General features: G+C 68.0%; 18 protein-coding genes. 9 read left to right on the top strand and 9 right to left on the bottom strand.

Annotated features, from left to right (window positions below):
• Window positions 1-23 precede the first annotated feature (23 nt).
• From murJ to trxA, 6 genes are all read left to right on the top strand, one after another.
• Window positions 24-2,342, top strand: a complete 2,319-nt coding sequence (gene murJ, locus ACSHXN_RS20735) for a murein biosynthesis integral membrane protein MurJ (RefSeq protein ID WP_438303497.1) — start codon at window positions 24-26, stop codon at window positions 2,340-2,342.
• Between the two features lie 118 nt (window positions 2,343-2,460).
• Window positions 2,461-4,179, top strand: coding sequence for a protein kinase family protein (locus tag ACSHXN_RS20730; RefSeq protein WP_355128669.1), 1,719 nt, complete (start codon window positions 2,461-2,463; stop codon window positions 4,177-4,179).
• 30 nt (window positions 4,180-4,209) lie between these two features.
• The gene (gene sigM, locus ACSHXN_RS20725; RefSeq protein WP_355128671.1) at window positions 4,210-4,917 is read left to right on the top strand and encodes an RNA polymerase sigma factor SigM; all 708 of its coding nucleotides are present in this window, start codon (window positions 4,210-4,212) and stop codon (window positions 4,915-4,917) included.
• A complete protein-coding gene (locus ACSHXN_RS20720) occupies window positions 4,914-5,843 on the top strand; it encodes an anti-sigma factor family protein (protein ID WP_355128673.1) in 930 nt (309 codons plus the stop codon). Before sigM ends, ACSHXN_RS20720 begins: the two co-directional genes overlap by 4 nt.
• A 180-nt stretch (window positions 5,844-6,023) precedes the next feature.
• Window positions 6,024-6,995: a thioredoxin-disulfide reductase gene (trxB, locus tag ACSHXN_RS20715; RefSeq protein ID WP_355128675.1), complete on the top strand. Its 972-nt coding sequence runs from the start codon at window positions 6,024-6,026 to the stop codon at window positions 6,993-6,995.
• A gap of 40 nt (window positions 6,996-7,035) precedes the next feature.
• Window positions 7,036-7,368: a thioredoxin gene (trxA, locus tag ACSHXN_RS20710; RefSeq protein ID WP_059127407.1), complete on the top strand. Its 333-nt coding sequence runs from the start codon at window positions 7,036-7,038 to the stop codon at window positions 7,366-7,368.
• Window positions 7,369-7,487: 119 nt separating this feature from the next.
• Here trxA and ACSHXN_RS20705 read toward each other — a convergent pair whose 3' ends face one another.
• From ACSHXN_RS20705 to rpmH, 9 genes are all read right to left on the bottom strand, one after another.
• Window positions 7,488-8,105 (bottom strand): GNAT family N-acetyltransferase, encoded by a 618-nt coding sequence (locus ACSHXN_RS20705; protein WP_355128677.1) that lies wholly within the window; start codon window positions 8,103-8,105, stop codon window positions 7,488-7,490.
• A gap of 327 nt (window positions 8,106-8,432) precedes the next feature.
• A complete protein-coding gene (locus tag ACSHXN_RS20700; RefSeq protein ID WP_355128679.1) occupies window positions 8,433-9,536 on the bottom strand; it encodes a ParB/RepB/Spo0J family partition protein in 1,104 nt (367 codons plus the stop codon).
• The gene (locus ACSHXN_RS20695; protein ID WP_438306486.1) at window positions 9,533-10,606 is read right to left on the bottom strand and encodes a ParA family protein; all 1,074 of its coding nucleotides are present in this window, start codon (window positions 10,604-10,606) and stop codon (window positions 9,533-9,535) included. The genes ACSHXN_RS20700 and ACSHXN_RS20695 overlap by 4 nt, the downstream gene beginning before the upstream one ends.
• A 335-nt stretch (window positions 10,607-10,941) precedes the next feature.
• Window positions 10,942-11,658, bottom strand: coding sequence for a 16S rRNA (guanine(527)-N(7))-methyltransferase RsmG (rsmG, locus tag ACSHXN_RS20690; RefSeq protein WP_355128681.1), 717 nt, complete (start codon window positions 11,656-11,658; stop codon window positions 10,942-10,944).
• Between the two features lie 160 nt (window positions 11,659-11,818).
• Window positions 11,819-12,331, bottom strand: a complete 513-nt coding sequence (locus tag ACSHXN_RS20685) for a protein jag (RefSeq protein WP_438303495.1) — start codon at window positions 12,329-12,331, stop codon at window positions 11,819-11,821.
• A gap of 15 nt (window positions 12,332-12,346) precedes the next feature.
• On the bottom strand, window positions 12,347-13,639 hold the full coding sequence (gene yidC / locus ACSHXN_RS20680) for a membrane protein insertase YidC (RefSeq protein WP_355128685.1): 1,293 nt from the start codon (window positions 13,637-13,639) through the stop codon (window positions 12,347-12,349).
• A 3-nt stretch (window positions 13,640-13,642) separates the two neighbouring features.
• On the bottom strand, window positions 13,643-13,999 hold the full coding sequence (gene yidD, locus ACSHXN_RS20675) for a membrane protein insertion efficiency factor YidD (RefSeq protein WP_059127414.1): 357 nt from the start codon (window positions 13,997-13,999) through the stop codon (window positions 13,643-13,645).
• On the bottom strand, window positions 13,996-14,370 hold the full coding sequence (gene rnpA / locus ACSHXN_RS20670; protein WP_355128687.1) for a ribonuclease P protein component: 375 nt from the start codon (window positions 14,368-14,370) through the stop codon (window positions 13,996-13,998). Before rnpA ends, yidD begins: the two co-directional genes overlap by 4 nt.
• A gap of 21 nt (window positions 14,371-14,391) precedes the next feature.
• On the bottom strand, window positions 14,392-14,529 hold the full coding sequence (gene rpmH, locus ACSHXN_RS20665) for a 50S ribosomal protein L34 (protein WP_003956500.1): 138 nt from the start codon (window positions 14,527-14,529) through the stop codon (window positions 14,392-14,394).
• A 399-nt stretch (window positions 14,530-14,928) separates the two neighbouring features.
• On the opposite strand from rpmH, the gene dnaA reads away from it, so the two are divergent.
• The 3 genes from dnaA (at window position 14,929) to gnd (ending at window position 20,124) form a co-directional block, all read left to right on the top strand.
• On the top strand, window positions 14,929-16,779 hold the full coding sequence (gene dnaA / locus ACSHXN_RS20660) for a chromosomal replication initiator protein DnaA (RefSeq protein ID WP_355128689.1): 1,851 nt from the start codon (window positions 14,929-14,931) through the stop codon (window positions 16,777-16,779).
• A gap of 1,145 nt (window positions 16,780-17,924) precedes the next feature.
• On the top strand, window positions 17,925-19,055 hold the full coding sequence (dnaN, locus tag ACSHXN_RS20655) for a DNA polymerase III subunit beta (RefSeq protein WP_059127416.1): 1,131 nt from the start codon (window positions 17,925-17,927) through the stop codon (window positions 19,053-19,055).
• A gap of 193 nt (window positions 19,056-19,248) precedes the next feature.
• Window positions 19,249-20,124 (top strand): phosphogluconate dehydrogenase (NAD(+)-dependent, decarboxylating), encoded by an 876-nt coding sequence (gene gnd / locus ACSHXN_RS20650; RefSeq protein WP_356291593.1) that lies wholly within the window; start codon window positions 19,249-19,251, stop codon window positions 20,122-20,124.
• Window positions 20,125-20,150 lie beyond the last annotated feature (26 nt).

The following is a 20,150-nucleotide window of genomic DNA, read 5'->3' as shown; positions in this document are numbered from 1 at the left end:
GCTGACAATGAGGTGGGGTAACCATGAACGCGCCGTACGACGGTGACCGCGGCCAGGGTGCTGCGGGCAGCCAGGGCTATCCCGAGAGCCCGCCGCCGCACGAGCCCGGTCAGGTGCACGCGCAGCCCCCGGCGGACATGTACCTCCAGGACGCCTACGACCAGGACCCCTACCGCTCGCAGGACCCCTCCGCCCAGGACCCGGTGACCGAGGCGCTCTACGACCGCGCCGCGCACCCGCCGCCCCCGGGCGCGTACCAGCCGCAGCAGCCCCCGTACGGGCAGCCTCCGACCTCGCAGTACGCACCGGACCCGCGCGTCTGGGCCCAGCCATCGGCGCCGGAGCCCGAAGGGCCCTCGCAGTACCTTCCGTACGGTGACAACCCCCGCACGACGCAGTTCATGGGCGTCGACGACCTGGTGACGCCGACCGGCGAGCAAGGCGAGGAGCGGGACGCCTTCGCCCATCTCTTCCGGGACCAGCAGCAGGGCGGCGGCCGGCCGTACACCGAGCCCCCGGCCGCTCCCGGCGCCCCCACCGCGCCCTACCCCGGCCAGAACCCGGCGGGGCAGTACCCGGGTCAGGCGTACGCCGCCCCCGCGCCCCCGATGGCGGGCCCGTACGCTCCGGGCCCCGCCCCGATGACACAGGGCATGCCGTCCGCCCCTGCCCCGGCTCCCGAGCCTGCTCCCGCACCTGCGGCGAAGAAGGGCGGGAAGGCTTCCGGTCTGCTGAAGTCCAGCGCGGTCATGGCGGCGGGCACGATGGTCTCCCGCCTCACCGGCTTCATCCGCTCCGCGCTGATCGTGTCGGCCCTGGGCCTCGGCCTCCTCGGCGACTCGTTCCAGGTCGCCTACCAGCTCCCAACGATGATCTACATCCTCACCGTCGGCGGCGGTCTCAACTCCGTCTTCGTGCCGCAGCTCGTCCGCTCGATGAAGGAGGACGAGGACGGAGGCGAGGCGTATGCCAACCGGCTGCTGACGCTCGTCATGGTGGCACTGGGCCTGCTCACCGCACTGGCGATGCTCGGCGCGCCCCTTCTGGTCCGCGTCCTGTCCGTCCCCGTGGCCAACGACCCGGCCGCCAACGAGGTCGCCGTCACCTTCACCCGCTACTTCCTGCCCTCGATCTTCTTCATGGGCATCCATGTGGTGATGGGGCAGATCCTGAACGCGCGCGGCAAGTTCGGCGCGATGATGTGGACCCCGGTCCTCAACAACATCGTGATCATCGTGACGCTCGGGGCGTTCATCTGGGTCTACGGCACCTCCGCGGACTCCGGGATGACCGTCCACACCATCCCGCCGGACGGCGAGCGGCTCCTCGGAGTCGGTGTGCTGCTCGGACTGGTCGTCCAGGCCCTGGCGATGATCCCCTACCTGCGGGAGACCGGCTTCCGCCTCCGGCTGCGCTTCGACTGGAAGGGACACGGCCTCGGCAAGGCCGCGATGCTGGCCAAGTGGACGGTCCTGTTCGTCCTCGCCAACCAGGCGGGCGCCATGGTCGTCACCCAGCTGTCGACCGCCTCGGGCAAGGCGTCCCCCCTCAAGGGCACCGGCTTCGCCGCCTACGCCAACGCCCAGCTGATCTGGGGCCTCCCGCAGGCGATCATCACCGTCTCCCTGATGGCCGCCCTGCTGCCGCGGATCTCGCGCTCGGCCGCCGAGGGCGACGGCGGAGCAGTCCGCGACGACATCTCCCAGGGCCTGCGCACCACGGCCGTCGCGATCGTGCCGATCGCCTTCGGGTTCCTCTCGCTCGGTATCCCGATGTGCACCCTGATCTTCGGCTCCTCCGGCACCGACGCAGCCACGAACATGGGCTTCATGCTGATGGCCTTCGGCCTCGGCCTGATCCCCTACTCCGTGCAGTACGTCGTGCTCCGCGCCTTCTACGCGTACGAAGACACCCGCACCCCCTTCTACAACACGGTGATCGTGGCCGTTGTGAACGCGAGCGCCTCGGCCGTCTGCTACCTCGTCCTTCCGGCCCGCTGGGCCGTGGTCGGTATGGCGGCCTCGTACGGGCTGGCGTACGCGATCGGTGTCGGCGTCGCCTGGGCCCGGCTGCGCAACCGGCTGAACGGCGACCTGGACGGCGCGCGGGTGGTGCGGACCTACGCCCGGCTGGGGATCGCCTCGGTGCCGGCCGCTCTGCTGAGCGGCGCGGCCTGCTACGGAATCGGCCACTCGCTGGGCCAGGGCGTCGGCGGCTCGTTCGCCGCCCTGCTCGGCGGTGGTGCACTGCTTCTCGGTGTCTTCTACATCGCCGCACGGAAGATGCGCATCGAGGAACTCAACTCAATGGTCGGCATGGTCCGCGGGCGCCTGGGGCGCTGAGGCGGGGGTACGCGCACAACCATCGCCCGTCGCCGTGTGTCGTGCATAGCGACGGACTGTGGGCACAATTGGTTTCTGCGTCGGACAGCGCGCAATGGATGGGGAGGCAGGAACGACGGTGGCGGAACGGAGCACGGCTGCCGTCGACGTGGCAGACAACAGCGGTGACGAGCCGCTGACCGCCAAGGCGGGCCAGTCCACGTCCGACGGGCCAACCCAGGACCGGGAGCGGGACACGGACAGCGACGAAGCACAGGGGAACGGTGCGACCGACCGTCCAGCGAAGACATCGCCGCCCGACCTGCACAGCGGTCATAAGCTCGCCAGACGCTATCGCCTCGAGGAGTGCGTCACCCGTCTGGACGGATTCAGCAGTTGGCGTGCGGTGGACGAGAAACTCCGCCGTGCCGTCGGCGTACACATCCTTCCCGCAGACCATGCACGGGCTCGTTCCGTGCTGGCCGCGGCGCGCTCCTCGGCGTTGCTCGGCGACCCCCGCTTCGTGCAGGTGCTGGACGCCGTCGAGGAGAACGACGTCGTCTATGTCGTGCACGAGTGGCTGCCCGATGCCACCGAGCTGACGACACTGCTCGCCTCGGGGCCGCTGGAGGCGCACGACGCCTACCACATGGTCACCCAGGTCTCCCAGGCCATGGCCGCCGCCCATCGCGAAGGCCTGTCCCATCTGCGTCTGAACCCGGGCACCGTGCTGCGCACCTCCTCGGGTCAGTGGCGGATCCGGGGTCTCGCCGTGAACGCCGCGCTGCGCGGCATCGGCTCGGACACCCCGCAGCGCACGGACACCGAGGCCATCGGCGCACTCCTCTACGCCGCGCTCACCCAGCGCTGGCCGTACGACGACGACGCCTACGGTCTGTCCGGGCTGCCCAAGGGCGTGGGCCTCATCGCGCCCGACCAGGTCCGTGCCGGCGTCCACCGAGGCCTGTCCGAACTCTCCATGCGGGCACTGGCCAACAACGGCGCCACGGCGTCCCGCCACGAGACCCCTTGCACCACCCCCGAGGAACTGGTGAAGGCGGTCGGGGAAATGCCCCGCGTCCGCCCGCCGGAGCCCACGTTCACGGCCCCGCCCGAGTATCAGCGCACGACGTACCAGCAGGGCACCTACGGCCGCCCCTCGGCCCGTCCCGGCGTCGCCCAGCCCGTGCCGACGCCGCCGCCCCCGCTGCAGAGCCCGACCGGCAAGGCCCTCAAGTGGGTCGTGTCCGCTCTGCTGATCGTCGCGCTGGGACTCGGCAGCTGGCAGCTGGCGGACGCCCTCATGGACCGGGGCGACAAGTCCAACGACACGCACCAGACGCAGACGACGGACGGCAACGACAAGAACGGCGACCAGCCGAAGCCTGTCGCGCCCATAAAGATCCAGGACGCACGGGAGTATGTCGCGAGTGGCGACGCCCAGGCACCCGAGGACGTCGCCAAGACCTATGACGGCGACAGCTCCACGTACTGGCGGACCAAGCGCTACAACGAGGGCCCGAAACTGGCGCCCTACAAGCCCGGCGTCGGCATCGTCTACGACCTCGGCTCGGCCAAGGAGCTCACCTCCGCGTCGATAGGCCTCCGGTACTCCGGCGACCACACGACGGTCCATCTCTACGCCACGGATTCACTGACGCCCTCGACCGGAGTCGACGGGATGAAGGAGATCGGAACCGCCACGACGAGCGGGGACTCTCTCACGGTGACGGCGAAGAAGACGGTGAAGAGCCAGTACGTGCTGCTGTGGATCACGGATGTGCCGCAGGCGCCCGGTGACGGTTACAGCAGCGCCGGGTACAAGCAGGCCATCACCGACGTGAAGTTCACGGGCTGAGCAACACGTTTGACGGGGGGAGGGGGTCCGATGGCTCATGAGGCCGCCTACGGCGATATCAGCGATCAGGACCTCCTCGCCCGTCATGTCGAGGGCGATCCCGATGCCTTCGGTGAGCTTGTGCGGCGCCACCGTGATCGACTCTGGGCCGTGGCGCTGAGAACGCTGGGAGACCGTGAAGAGGCCGCTGACGCCGTCCAGGACGCCCTCGTCTCCGCTTACCGAGCCGCCCACACCTTTCGCGGCCAGTCGGCCGTCACCACCTGGCTGCACCGGATCACCGTGAACGCCTGCCTGGACCGCGCCCGCAAGGCGGCCTCCAGGAAGACCTCACCGGTCGACGACACGGAGCGGCTTGAGCAGTTGCTGGAGCCGCACGAGTCGGCCTCCGCACCGGCCGAGCGCAACGACCTCCACCGTCAACTGGTGGAGGCCCTGGGTACCCTGCCGGCCGACCAGCGGGCCGCTCTCGTCCTGGTGGACATGCAGGGCTACCCCGTCGCGGAGGCCGCCCGGATCCTCGACGTGCCGACCGGGACGGTGAAGAGCCGCTGCGCCAGAGGCAGAGCCAGACTGCTGCCGCTCCTGACCCATCTGCGTACGGAGGGTCGGGACGACCGAAAGTCGGGTGACGGACGGAACCGGACGCGGGAGACGTCCGTCCCACCCGCAGCGGGACCACAGGATGCAGGGCCAAGCGATTCAGCTGCTGTGAAGGGCGGAGGTGGGCGAGCGTGACATCCACGACCGACGCAGCCGGGCACCCGGACGTCGAAGAGCTCTCCGACCTCAGCGAGGGCCTTCTTCAGCCGTCCCGCACCGGAGAGGTACGACGGCACCTGGAAGGCTGTGCTCTCTGCTCCGACGTGTACGACTCCCTCGAGGAGATCCGGAGCATCCTGGGCGCGGCACCGGAACCTTCGCCCATGCCGGACGACGTAGCCGAGCGGATCGACGCGGCCTTGGCCGCCCAGGCACTGCTGGACGCGACAACACCTGCCGCCGGGGACACCCCGTCGGCCGGTCCTGCCGCCGCACATGTTTCACGTGAAACATCGCCCTCTTCCGTGTCCGGCCGTCCCTCGGGACGCGCTGCCGCAGCCACCGGACCAGGGCGCTCGCCGCGAAAGCGCCGAACCAGTCGCCGGACCGTCGCCTTCACGGCCGTTCTCACGATCGGCGCCCTGGGGCTGGGCACCTTCCTGGTGCAGACCCTGGGCAACGACTCGGGCAAGACTCCATCGACGGCCATCGGGGCGCAGACCGACGCCGCACACACCTACTCCGAGGGCACCCTGCAGAGTCAGGTGACGACGCTGCTCAGCGGCGAGGAAGGCGGAAGCGCCCGCCCCGAGAGCGCCAAGCCCTGGGGCATCGAGTCCGCGGACGGCAACACGGGCTCGTCGGGCTTGGGCCACAACAAGACCTTCGGCGGTACCACCGTCACCGTGCCGAGCTGTATCGAGCAAGCCATCCGGGCGAATCAGACCGTGCTCGCTGCCGACGAGGGCGTGTACCAGGGGACGGTCGTCTATCTCGTCCTCACTCCCGACGCCTCCGACAGCACCCGGGTCACCGCCTACATCGTTGATGCGACATGTGTGAAGCAGGCCTCGGCCACGCCCGGCAAGGTCCTGCTGACCCAGTCCTACCCCCGCTCCTGAGGCGCCCCCCGTCCGAAGGTTCCCGCCTCGGTACCCCCTTGATATCCGTGTACGGTGACGGGTCTCCGTGTGCCCGGACACGGTGGGAATGCGGGCCCCTTAGGATCCGTTGGGTGGGGTGAGAGTCAGAGAGAGCCTCCACCGAGTAGCAGCCAGACTCCAGAGACGAGGAATCAAGCCGTGAGCGACGTCCGTAACGTGATCATCATCGGCTCCGGCCCTGCCGGCTACACGGCGGCGCTGTACACCGCGCGCGCCTCACTGAAGCCGCTGGTGTTCGAGGGTGCCGTCACCGCGGGCGGTGCACTGATGAACACCACCGAAGTGGAGAACTTCCCCGGCTTCCAGGACGGCATCATGGGCCCCGAGCTCATGGACAACATGCGCGCCCAGGCGGAGCGCTTCGGTGCCGAGCTCCTCCCGGACGACATCGTCTCGGTCGACCTCACCGGTGACATCAAGACGGTCACGGACACCGCCGGCACGGTCCACAAGGCGAAGGCCGTCATCGTCGCCACCGGCTCTCAGCACCGCAAGCTGGGTCTGCCCAACGAGGACGCCCTCTCCGGTCGCGGTGTCTCCTGGTGTGCCACCTGTGACGGGTTCTTCTTCAAGGACCAGGACATCGCCGTGATCGGCGGTGGAGACACCGCAATGGAGGAGGCCACCTTCCTCTCCCGGTTCGCCAAGTCCGTGACGATCGTCCACCGCCGTGACACCCTGCGTGCCTCCAAGGCAATGCAGGACCGCGCCTTCGCCGACCCGAAGATCAAGTTCGTCTGGGACAGTGAGGTCGCGGAGATCAAGGGCGACCCGAAGCTGGAGAGCCTGACGCTGCGCAACCTGAAGAGCGGGGAGCTCACGGAGCTGCCCGTGACCGGTCTGTTCATCGCGATCGGCCACGACCCGCGCACCGAGCTCTTCAAGGGCCAGCTGAACCTGGACGCGGAGGGCTACCTCCAGGTGGACGCCCCCACGACCCGAACCAACCTGACCGGAGTCTTCGGCGCCGGCGACGTCGTCGACCACACGTACCGCCAGGCGATCACCGCGGCCGGCACCGGCTGCTCCGCCGCCCTGGACGCCGAGCGCTTCCTCGCCGCTCTCGCAGACAGCGAGCAGCGGGCCGAGCCGGAGAAGACCACCGTCTGACCCCCCTTCCCCATCGCACCACCGAGTTAAGGAGCCCGCCGTGGCCGGCACCCTGAAGAATGTGACCGACGACTCCTTCGAGCAGGACGTCCTCAAGAGCGACAAGCCCGTCCTGGTGGACTTCTGGGCCGCCTGGTGCGGTCCGTGCCGCCAGATCGCGCCCTCCCTCGAGGCGATCGCCAGCGAGTACGGAGACAAGATCGAGATCGTCAAGCTCAACATCGACGAGAACCCGGCCACCGCAGCCAAGTACGGTGTCATGTCGATCCCGACCCTGAACGTGTATCAGGGTGGCGAGGTCGCCAAGACGATCGTCGGGGCCAAGCCGAAGGCCGCGATCGTCCGCGACCTCGAGGACTTCATCGCCGAGTAGGACCCGCACTGCCGCACCGAAGCAGCGATGTTTCACGTGAAACACGAATGGGCCAGCCCTTGAGGGCTGGCCCATTCGTATAAAGCGGAGAGGGGCCGCGTAGGCGCCCTCTCAGGAGCTCACAGTGGCCGCAGCGCCGGTTCCTTCTGTACGGCCCCCAGAAGGCGGTCCAGCGCCAGCTCGACGTCCTCCTTCCAGGAGAGCGTCGTGCGCAGCTCCAGCCGCAGCCGCGGATACCTCGGGTGGGTGCGCACCGTCTTGAAGCCCACCGCCAAGAGATGCTCGGCGGGCAGGAGACACGCGGGCTCCTTCCAGCGGGCGTCACCGAACGCCTCGATCGCCTTGAATCCCCGGCGCAACAGATCCTTGGCGACGGTCTGAACCATCACCCGGCCGAGCCCTTGGCCCTGATACCCGGGCATGATGTAGGCGGTCATCAACTGCACCGCATCCGGGGAGACCGGACTCGTGGGGAATGCCGTGGACCGAGGAACGTACGCGGGGGGTGCGTACAGCACGAACCCCACCGGTACATCGTCCACATAGACCACCCGGCCGCAGGATCCCCAGTCGAGCAGGACGGCAGAGATCCATGCCTCCTTCTCCAGCGAGGAGGTGCCGGACTTTACCGCTGCTTCGCCGCTGACGGGGTCGAGCTCCCAGAAGACACACGCCCGACAACGATGGGGAAGGTCCGGAAGGTTGTCCAGCGTGAGCGGTACGAGCCGACGCCCCATGAAGGCAGTTCCTCGCTTCCTTCGCCCGCAGCTTCACGGGCGGCTGTCAGAGTGCTCCGCTCCCTGAGCATGCTGCCGACGAACCCGCCGACCGCTCCCAGGCCCAGGCCCGCGGTCACCAGTCCGGTACGGCTCATGGTTCGCAAGGCCCCCGCCTCCCTGATGAAGGTGCTCCCAGGTGGATGCGCCATACCCGAACGCATCGTATCCACGATGCGATTCCATCGATACCGCCTGAAAGCAAAGAGCGGGCCGTGTTCCGGTACACACCGGACATGGCCCGCTCTGATGGTCGACGGCACAGAATCAGTCGTGCCATCGGTCGACTCAGTCTTCCGGCTCCTCCGAGTCGTCATCCACCAGGCTCTGCTCAAAGACCGGCCCCTCACCCGGTGCAAGGGTGCCGAGGATCCGCTCCAGGTCCTCCATCGAGGCGAACTCGACGGTGATCTTGCCCTTCTTCTGGCCGAGGTCGACCTTGACCCGGGTCTCGAAGCGGTCCGAAAGCCGTGTCGCCAGATCGCTCAGCGCCGGCGAGACCCGGCCACCGGCGCGGGGCCCCTTGGCGCGCGGAGCGCTCTGCGGACGCGACCCCATCAGCGTGACAATCTCTTCGACAGCTCGCACGGACAGACCTTCGGCCACAATCCGATGGGCCAGCCGGTCCTGCTCCTCCGAGTCCTCCACGGACAGCAAGGCTCGGGCATGTCCTGCCGAGAGCACTCCCGCGGCGACCCTGCGCTGGACCGCGGGCGACAGCTTCAGCAGGCGCAGCGTGTTGGAGACCTGTGGGCGGGAACGGCCGATCCGGTCCGCCAGCTGATCATGAGTGCAGTTGAAGTCCTTGAGGAGCTGGTCGTAGGCGGCCGCCTCTTCCAGCGGATTCAGCTGGGCCCGGTGCAGGTTCTCCAGAAGAGCGTCCAGGAGGAGCTTCTCGTCATCCGTGGCCCGCACGATCGCCGGGATGAACTCGAGCCCCGCCTCACGGCAGGCCCGCCAGCGGCGCTCACCCATGATGAGCTCATAGCGGGAGGGAGCGACCTGTCGCACCACGATGGGCTGGAGAAGGCCAACCTCCTTGATGGAGGTGATCAGTTCGGCGAGGGCATCCTCGTCGAACACTTCTCGGGGCTGCCGCGGGTTCGGGGTGATGGTGTCGAGGGGCAGCTCTGCGAAATGAGCACCGAGCGGCGGTGTGGTCGTCTCCGCTGCACTGCTCGCCGACGGCTCCTCGGTTTCATATGAAACCGGCGCGAGAGTGGCCACCTTCGCGGCCGCCACCCCCCGCTCCGTGGTCAACACGGGTGCCGCAGCGGGGGATCCGGACGCACCGCTGCCCCCCGCACCCGAGGTCACCGTCTTTTCGCCCGTCGGGGCGGCAGGGATCAGCGCGCCTAGACCGCGACCCAACCCCCTCCGTCGCTCGCTCACTGGATCCCCTCCACCATGCTCTGTTCCGTCTGGCCGCCGAGGTGGGCCTGCTGCTCGTCGTAGTGGATGCCAACGCCCCTCAGCGCGATTTCACGTGCCGCCTCAAGATACGAGAGAGCGCCACTCGACCCTGGATCGTAGGTCAGCACCGTCTGCCCATAACTCGGGGCCTCGGAGATACGGACCGAGCGCGGAATGCTCGTCCTGAGCACCTCGTCGCCGAAATGGGTCCGCACCTCTTCTGCGACCTGGGATGCCAGTCGCGTCCGTCCGTCGTACATGGTGAGCAGGATGGTCGACACATGCAAGGCGGGGTTGAGGTGCCCCCGCACCAGATCAACGTTCCGCAGCAGCTGCCCCAAGCCCTCCAGTGCGTAGTACTCGCACTGGATCGGGATGAGTACTTCCTGCCCGGCGACCAACGCATTGACCGTCAACAGGCCCAGAGAGGGCGGGCAGTCGATGAGGACATAGTCCAAGGGCTGCTCGTAGCTCTGGATGGCCCGCTCCAGTCGGCTCTCCCGCGCCACCAGGGACACCAACTCGATCTCCGCACCGGCGAGATCGATCGTGGCGGGGGCGCAGAAGAGACCTTCGACATCGGGGACAGGCTGGACGACCTCGGCGAGCGGCTTGCTCTCCACCAGCACGTCGTAAATGGAGGGGACTTCGGCGTGATGGTCGATCCCCAGCGCAGTGGACGCATTGCCCTGAGGGTCAAGGTCGATCACCAGAACCCGGCCACCGTGCAGGGCGAGCGAGGCGGCAAGGTTGACGGTCGTCGTGGTCTTGCCCACCCCACCCTTCTGGTTGGCGACCACAATGACACGGGTCTGCTCGGGTCGCGGCAGTCCCTCGCCGGCGCGCCCCAATGCCTCCACCGCAAGTTGGGCAGCACGACCGATGGGAGTGTCGTCCATCGGGGGCGGTGTTTCACGTGAAACATCGTCCCCCATCGACTCGGTACGGGGACCGGGGACCGGATCGGTCATCGGTCCCGCGATGTTGGCGTCGGACCGCAAGGATTCACTCTCCTCGACTTCAGGCTCGCTATGAACAGAGCCTCCCATGCCTTCGGGGTCGTGAACCAGTGAGGTCTGGCCTTCTGTGGAGAAATCCACCTCTGTGGACAACTCTGAGCCCTCCACGGGGGACAAAACGCCGTGAGTGGACGGTTCACGTAGGGATCCGAGGGGCTTGCGTTCGCGGGGTTCGGCCGCAGCCCGGCCGCGACTGATGATGCCGTGGAGCAGTGAGCGACGTTTCACGTGAAACACGATGCACAGCAGCTCCGGCCAGGGCTTTGCGACACTCCGAGATGCATGGGTTTGGCAGCTTGTGTGGCGTACGACTGATCGTCGAGACGGGTCAGTCCGTCACTCCGACGACAGGATCGTTCAGGTTCTCACCGACGCCGACGAGTTCGGCCCGTCCGGGCCGCCTTCGCTCGTTTGGCCGCAAAGCGCACCCCGCCTGGGCTCTCGCCGACCTCGACACGAACCACGGTCGAGGGCGGGTCTACGACTCCCTCACCCACATGCAGGATGGACGTCTCCACGGCACCCAGTTTGGTCAGAGCGGAAGATGCGCTCTTCAGCTCCTCCTCCGCGGTGTCGCCCTTGAGCGCGAGCATTTCGCCGTAAGGGCGCAGCAGAGGAATGCCCCAGGCGGCCAGGCGGTCCAGTGGCGCCACAGCACGTGCGGTCACGACATGGACGGGAGGCAGCTTGCCCATGACCTCCTCGGCACGTCCGCGGACGACCGTCACATGGTCGAGGCCCAGCAGTTCGACGACCTCGGTGAGAAAGTTCGTCCGCCGCAGCAGCGGCTCGAGCAGCGTGATCTTCAGGTCATCCCGCACGAGCGCAAGAGGGATACCGGGCAGTCCCGCGCCGGAGCCCACGTCGCACACGCTGACTCCCTCGGGCACGGCCTCGGAGAGCACCGCACAGTTCAGCAGGTGCCTCTCCCACAGTCGGGGCACTTCCCGCGGGCCGATCAGACCGCGCTGCACACCTGCCTCGGCGAGCAGCTCCGCATAGCGGACCGCATCCGCGAAGCGATCGCCGAACACCTCGGGCGCCTGCTCGGGCGCAGGGGGAAGCTCTGCTGCCTCCGTCACGAGGACCGTCCTTCCGTACCGCATGAGCGCACTGAGCGCCGACCACCAGAACTATGAGAGACCACGAGCTGCCTTCAGCGCAGCTGTGAGGGACTACCAGGCTGACAAAGTTCGGCCCCGCCTGCTCAACAGACGGGGCCGAAGAAGCGCCAAGATCGGATCAGGCGGGAAGCACAACGACAAAACGCTGCGGCTCTTCGCCCTCGGACTCGCTGCGCAGGCCCGCCGCCTTGACCGCGTCGTGGACCACCTTGCGCTCGAAGGGGGTCATCGGCTTGAGCTTCACCGGCTCACCGGTGTTCTTGACGTCGGCCGCAGCCTTGGCGCCGATCTCCGAGAGATCGGCACGCTTCTGGGCCCGGTAGCCCGCGATGTCCAGCATCAGCCGGCTGCGATCGCCGGTCTCCCGGTGCACGGCCAGGCGCGTGAGCTCCTGGAGCGCCTCCAGCACCTCACCGTCACGGCCGACCAGCTTCTGCAGGTCACGGCCGCCCGTGTCGCTGATGATCGACACGGACGCCCGATCGGCCTCGACGTCCATGTCGATGTCGCCGTCAAGATCGGCGATGTCCAGCAGACCCTCGAGGTAGTCCGCCGCGATCTCGCCCTCCTGCTCCAGGGTGCTCAGGGTGTCTGCACCCTCGGCAGCGGCGGAGGTGGTGCCTTCCGTCACGGGATGGACTCCTTCTTACTTCTTGGACGGGGACTTGGGCCGCTGCGGACCCTTGCGCTGGCCGGACTGGGCCTTGCTGCGGGTGCCGCCGGTGCCGGACTTGGGCGTCGCCTTTCCGGTCTCGCCCGTCTCCTTGGCGTCCTGCGGTGCGTCGGACTTGCTCAGCGATGGTGCCGAAGGCGACGACTCCTCGGAGTCGCCTGGCGACTTGGCGCCGCCGGACTGTCGCTGCGACTTGGACTGCCGCTTGGGCTGCTGGCGCCTGGGAACGGCGGCGGTGGTGGGCGTGCCGTCCTCGACGGTGGCGACGGCCACGGCCTCGCTCGTCGCCACGGTGCCGTCGGCCTGCGCCGCCAGGCCGGCCTTGGTCAGGCCGTTGATGAACTTCCGCTCGAACTCGTTGCGGTCACGGCCCTTGGCGACGATCGCCTTCACGATGGTCTTCTCCCGCCGGTTGCGGGTCTTGCCGTGGTGCGTCACGTGCTTGTGCAGACGCTCCAGGTACGCGGCCTGCGCCTTGGAACCGGGGGTCGGGTTGTTGCGGATCACGTACATCTGCTGACCCATGGTCCACACGTTGGTGGTCAGCCAGTAGACGAGGACACCGACCGGGAAGTTGATACCGAAGACGGCGAACATGACGGGGAAGACATACATCAGCATCTTCTGCTGCTGCATGAACGGCGTCTTCACCGTGGTGTCGACGTTCTTCGTCATCAGCTGGCGCTGCGTGTAGAACTGCGACGCCGACATCAGCACGATCATGATCGCGGTGACCACACGCACATCGGTCAGCGAGGCACCGAGCGCCGCGACCTTGTCCGCGCCGTCGGTGAACTTCGCGGCCAGCGGAGCACCGACGATGTGCGCCTTACGGGCGCTGGCGAGCAGCTGATCGTCGATGACGCCGATCGTCTTGCCCGTCGCGATGCCGTTGAGCACGTGGTAGAGGGCGAAGAAGAACGGAGACTGCGCCAGGATGGGAAGGCACGAGGAGAGCGGGTTGGTACCCGACTCCTTGTACAGCTTCATCATCTCTTCGGACTGGCGCTGCTTGTCGTTCTTGTAGCGCTCCTGGATCTTCTTCATCTCGGGCTGCAGCGTCTGCATGGCCCGGGTCGCCTTGATCTGCTTCACGAAGAGCGGGATCAGGCAGATACGGATCAGGATCACGAGGGACACGATGGACAGGCCCCAGGCCCAGCCCGTGTCCGGTCCGAAGATCTTCCCGTACACCGAGTGGAACTGGACGATGACCCAGGAGACAGGTGTCGTGATGAAACTGAAGAGGCTGGCAATCGTGTCCACTAATCATGCTCCTTGGGCATGGGACGAGGTCTCTGCGGCCGGGCTCGAGGGGATCATGTCCCCCTCGATGGCCGGTTCGGCGGCGGAGGGCCCGCCCTTGCGTGCACGCCAGGCGTCGCGCAGCATTTCGTGCCACCGAGGACGCTTGCGCGGTGGGACATGGTCCACACCACCCAGCGACCATGGATTGCACCGCAGGATGCGCCAGGCGGTGAGTGCGGTTCCCTTGATCGCACCGTGCCGGTCTATGGCCGTGTAGCCGTAGTGGGAACACGACGGGTAGTACTTGCACACCGGACCGAGCAGCGGACTGATCGTCCACTGATAGATCTTGATCAGAGCCAGCAGCGGGTACTTCACCGCGCGCTCCCTCCTCCCAGCAGCCGTTGAAGAGCGGCATCCAGGTCTCGGGCCAGCTGTGCTTGGTCGGCGTCACCCGCACCGGGTAGCGCTCGTACGACTACCAGGCTACCGGTGGGCAACAGTGCCACTCGATCGCGCATCAGATGACGAAGTCTGCGCTTGACCGTGTTGCGTACGACCGCTCCGCCCACGGCCTTGCTCACGACGAAACCCGCACGCGTCGGGGGAGCGCTCTCCCCAGGCGCATGCGGGTCCGTTGCACCGCTGCGAAGGTGGACCACGAGAAGCGGGCGTCCGGCCCGGCGTCCTCGTCGTACCGCGGTCGCGAAGTCCTCGCGCCGCCTCAGCCGATGCTCGGTAGGCAGCACGACGTCATGCCCTGTACGCGATCAGGCGGACAGGCGGGCGCGACCCTTGCTACGGCGGGACGCCAGGATGGCGCGGCCGGCACGGGTGCGCATACGCAGCCGGAAGCCGTGGGTCTTCGCGCGACGACGGTTGTTCGGCTGGAAGGTGCGCTTGCTCACTCGGGGGCTCCAGTAATGATTCGGTGGTTCGCGGGGTGTCGCCTGGCTGTCACCGTGCGCCCACGAGTAGCTCGCATTACGCCCGAGTGCACCGCTTCCCGATCACCGAATGTGCCCTGGTGGGGACACTGGTACGTGATCTGTGCCCATCGGAGGCAGGCGGCAGCAGCCATCGACAACTCGACCTGGTTACGGTACGCGCGGCTACGCCATCCGGTCAAACCAACGACCCGTGGGAGACACTTGTCCACAGGCTGGGGACAACAACTTGAACCGCACGGGCCGCCCTGACTACCGTGGCTGGACTCCGATTCGTTCCCTTGTCCCTGCCCCACCCGATTTACATCCCGACCCGTCCCGCAACCACACGTTCGTGGGACCTGTGAGAGAGCGTGCCCTGTGGCTGATGTACCTGCCGATCTTGCCGCAGTGTGGCCGCGCGTACTCGAGCAGCTCCTCGGTGAGGGGCACGGACCGGGTGTCGAGGCGAAGGACGAGCACTGGATCAAGCGCTGCCAGCCGCTGGCGCTGGTCGCGGACACCGCTCTGCTCGCCGTTCCCAACGAGTTCGCGAAGGGCGTCCTGGAAGGACGGCTCGCGCCCGTTGTCAGTGAGACGCTGAGCCGCGAGTGCGGCCGCCCGATCCGCATCGCGATCACCGTCGACGACTCCGTCGGCGAACCCCCGGCTCCGCCCGCCCAGCCGCGCTACGAGGAACCCGAGTTCACGGCGCCCCAGCCGGGCGACCCGTACGAGGGCCAGGGCGGCGGCTACGAGGGATACGGCCGGCACCGTGCGGACGACCACCGCGGGGGCCGTTCCGACCGCCTTCCGGCCGGACCCGGCGACCAGCTGCCCAGTGCCCGTCCGGCCTACCCGAGCGAGTACCAGCGCCCGGAGCCCGGCGCCTGGCCGCGCCCGTCGCAGGACGACTACAGCTGGCAGCAGCAGCGTCTCGGCTTCCCCGACCGCGACCCGTACGCGACGCCGGCACCGGACTACCACGGGCAGTCACTGCCCCGTTCGCCCTACGAACAGCAGCGCCCGGACTACGACGGCGCACGGTCCGACTTCGAGCAGCAGCGCTCCGGCCGGCCCGAGCGGCCCTCCGCCGACGGCCATGTGCACCGGGGCGGACCGGTCGGCCCCGGTCCCGCCACCGGCGCGCCCGGTCCACTGGCCGCGCAGCCCGCGCCGGCCGCCGGTCCCGGCGAGCCGACCGCACGCCTCAACCCGAAGTACCTCTTCGACACCTTCGTCATCGGTGCCTCCAACCGTTTCGCGCACGCGGCCGCGGTCGCTGTCGCCGAGGCGCCCGCGAAGGCGTACAACCCCCTCTTCATCTACGGGGAGTCGGGGCTCGGCAAGACGCACCTGCTGCATGCGATCGGGCACTACGCGCGCAGCCTCTACCCGGGCACGCGCGTGCGCTACGTGAGCTCGGAGGAGTTCACCAACGAGTTCATCAACTCCATCCGGGACGGCAAGGCGGACGCGTTCCGCAAGCGCTACCGCGACATGGACATCCTTCTGGTCGACGACATCCAGTTCCTCGCGCAGAAGGAGTCGACGCAGGAGGAGTTCTTCCACACCTTCAACACGCTCCACAACGCCAACAAGCAGATCGTGCTCTCCTCGGACCGGCCGCCCAAGCAGCTGATCACCCTGGAGGACCGGCTGCGCAACCGCTTCGAGTGGGGCCTGATCACGGACGTCCAGCCGCCCGAGCTGGAGACGCGCATCGCGATCCTTCGCAAGAAGGCGGTGCAGGAGCAGCTCAACGCCCCACCGGAGGTGCTGGAGTTCATCGCCTCCCGTATCTCCCGCAACATCCGCGAGCTGGAGGGCGCGCTGATCCGGGTGACGGCGTTCGCGTCGCTCAACCGCCAGCCCGTGGACCTCGGTCTGACGGAGATCGTCCTCAAGGACCTGATCCCCGGCGGCGAGGACACGGCCCCCGAGATCACCGCGACCGCGATCATGGCGGCCACCGCCGACTACTTCGGGCTGACGGTGGAGGACCTGTGCGGGACCTCACGCGGCCGTGCCCTGGTCACCGCCCGGCAGATCGCGATGTATCTGTGCAGGGAGCTGACGGATCTGTCGCTGCCGAAGATCGGTGCGCAGTTCGGTGGCCGCGACCACACGACGGTCATGCACGCCGATCGCAAGATCCGCGCGCTGATGGCGGAGCGGCGCTCCATCTACAACCAGGTGACCGAGCTGACGAACCGCATCAAGAACGGCTGACGACCGCACACACACGTCACCGACGGCGCCCCGGGAATCTCTCCCGCGGGCGCCTTCCGCTGTCCGGCCACCGCATGGAGCGTGAGGTGCCGCGTCCCCGACGCGGCACGCCCGGGCGTCTCCCGCCCGATTCCCCTCGATGCGCACCGAGGGCCCCGCACCGTCGCACCTCCCTGCGCGGAGGGCGGCCTCCAGCACCTCCGCCCGCCGAACCGGGCTCGACGGCGTCGCTCCGCCGTTCCCGTCCGTACGCCGAGGAAGCTCTCCGGCGTCCCCCGTCCACGCGCGGAGGCCCTCCACAGCCGTGGTCCGGCCCGTCCCGGCGAGCGCGGCCGTCCGGTTCGGGTCGTACACAGGACACGCCCTGTTCGAATATCTGCATGGGTTACGGCCGCGCTCCACAGATCCGGCGACTTTCTTCCGTCCACATCCTGGGGACCGCGAAGTTGTCCAGACGGTGTCCACAGGCTGCCCTGGGGAACGGCGATCAGCCCAGCTCAACTGCCTGTGGATTGGTGGACAGTCGATCTCCACAGACTGTGGAGAAGACGAAGATCCACAGCTTGTGGACGGAGTTGTCCACTGCCCACCCACAGCTCGGGGCCCGTTGTCCCCAGTGAACTCGGTCTTCTCCACATCCTTGTCCACTGTTCGGCAACGCGACGCGGCCTCTCACCGGCACGAGTGAAAGGCGTCACACCAAGGTGCTGGGTTGGTCTGTGGGAAAGGTGGGTAAAGCTGGGGACGGCACTGGGGAGAAGTGCCCTGAGGCTGTGCACGGGGTGTGCAGAACTTTCCGTTCTCCACAGAGACCACGGGTTGTCCACCGATCCCGCCCACAGGGCCCGTGGACAAAATTTCGCCTCTGACCTGGGAAAACAAGGTTATCCACGGTTTCCACAGGCCCTACTACTACTCCCAACTAGAGAGACCAGGAATTTCGCTTCGAAGTGGGTCCTGTGCACAACTCGCTGTCCGGCCTCCGGCTGCCCCGCATCACGACTTGACCCCGACAGGCGCCTACTGTCGGTGCGGTGCGTCAGACTGTTCCCCGGTGTCTTCCCCTCCCAGGGGCCCCCGACACCGAGTCAGACGACGAAGGCCAGGCAGGGCGAGAACGCCGGCAACAGCAGGAGGCGGCTTAGGTGAAGATCCGGGTGGAACGCGACGTACTCGCGGAGGCAGTGGCCTGGGCGGCGCGCAGCCTTCCGGCCCGTCCGCCGGCGCCTGTCCTCGCCGGCCTGCTGCTGAAGGCCGAGGACGGCCAGCTGAGCCTGTCCAGCTTCGACTACGAGGTCTCGGCGCGTGTGTCCGTGGAGTCCGAGGTCGAGGAGGAGGGCACGGTCCTCGTCTCCGGCCGGCTCCTCGCCGACATCTCCCGGGCCCTGCCCAACCGCCCCGTGGAGATTTCCACAGACGGTGTACGGGCGACGGTGGTCTGCGGGTCCTCGCGCTTCACACTCCACACACTGCCTGTGGAGGAGTACCCCGCACTGCCCCAGATGCCGAACGCGACGGGCACGGTCCCGGGCGAGGTCTTCGCATCGGCGGTCCAGCAGGTGGCCATCGCCGCGGGACGCGACGACACGCTTCCCGTCCTCACCGGTGTGCGCATCGAGATCGAGGGCGACACGGTCACGCTCGCCTCCACCGACCGCTACCGCTTCGCGGTCCGCGAGTTCCTGTGGAAGCCGGAGAACCCCGAGGCGTCCGCGGTCGCCCTGGTGCCCGCCAAGACCCTGCTGGACACCGCCAAGGCCCTGACCAGCGGTGACACCGTGACGCTCGCCCTGTCGGGCTCGGGCGCCGGCGAGGGTCTGATCGGTTTCGAGGGCGCCGGCCGCCGTACGACGACGCGCCTTCTCGAGGGCGACCTCCCGAAGTACCGGACGCTGTTCCCGACGGAGTTCAACTCGGTCGCCACCATCGAGACCGCCCCCTTCGTGGAGGCCGTCAAGCGCGTCGCCCTGGTCGCCGAGCGCAACACCCCGGTGCGGCTCAGCTTCGAGCAGGGTGTGCTGATCCTGGAGGCCGGTTCGAGCGACGACGCACAGGCTGTGGAAAGGGTCGACGCCAACCTGGAGGGCGACGACATCTCGATCGCCTTCAACCCGACCTTCCTGCTGGACGGCCTGAGCGCGATCGACTCCCCGGTGGCCCAGCTGTCCTTCACGACGTCCACGAAGCCCGCGCTGCTGGGCGGCAAGCCGGCCATGGACGCCGAGGCGGACGACGCGTACAAGTACCTGATCATGCCGGTGCGGCTGAGCGGCTGAGCGTCGGTCGCCGTCCACAGGTTCCGGTGGTCCGGTGGATCGTCGGAACCTGTGGGCCTCGGGACGAAGCCGCAGGTCCGGGCCCATTGCGTGGGCATGGAGGGTCTGGAGATGTGCATGAGGCCCCGGGTCTAGGCTCGGACGCGGGTACGAAAGTGCCCCTCATGCCACATCGCAACCTAAGGAACAACTGATGGATCTCGGTCTCGTCGGCCTCGGCAAGATGGGCGGCAACATGCGCGAGCGGATCCGCCGCGCAGGCCACACCGTCATCGGATACGACCGCAATCCGGACCTCGCCGACGTCCACAGCCTCGAGGAGCTTGTGAACAAGCTCGCGGGACCGCGGGTGGTGTGGGTGATGGTCCCGGCCGGCGCCCCGACCCAGTCCACGATCGACGAGCTCGCCGAACTCCTCGAGCCGGGCGATGTCGTCGTGGACGGCGGCAACTCCCGCTGGACGGACGACGAGAAGCACGCCGCGCAGCTGGCGGCCAAGGGCATCGGTTTTGTGGACTGCGGCGTCTCCGGCGGCGTCTGGGGCCTGCAGAACGGCTATGCGCTGATGTACGGCGGCGACGCCGCGAACGTCGCCAAGGTCCAGCCGATATTCGACGCCCTCAAGCCCGAGGGCGAGTTCGGCGCGGTGCACGCGGGCAAGGTCGGCGCGGGCCACTTCGCGAAGATGGTCCACAACGGCATCGAGTACGCGATGATGCAGGCCTACGCCGAGGGCTGGGAACTGCTGGAGAAGGTCGACTCCGTGGAGAACGTCCGCGAGGTCTTCCGCTCCTGGCAGGAGGGCACCGTCATCCGCTCCTGGCTGCTCGACCTCGCGGTCAACGCCCTCGACGAGGACGAGCACCTCGACAAGCTGCGCGGCTGGGCCGCCGACTCCGGCGAGGGCCGGTGGACCGTGGAAGCGGCCATCGACAACGCCGTGCCGCTTCCGGCGATCACGGCGTCGCTGTTCGCCCGCTTCAGCTCGCGGCAGGACGACTCGCCGCAGATGAAGATGATCGCGGCGCTGCGCAACCAGTTCGGCGGCCACGCCGTAGCGCAGAAGTAATCCACAGGACCGCCCGGCGGTCCACA

The organism is Streptomyces sp. HUAS TT11 (assembly GCF_051553595.1).
In the GTDB taxonomy this organism is placed as follows: Bacteria; Actinomycetota; Actinomycetes; order Streptomycetales; family Streptomycetaceae; genus Streptomyces.
This window is presented reverse-complemented; position numbering and strand designations above follow the sequence as displayed.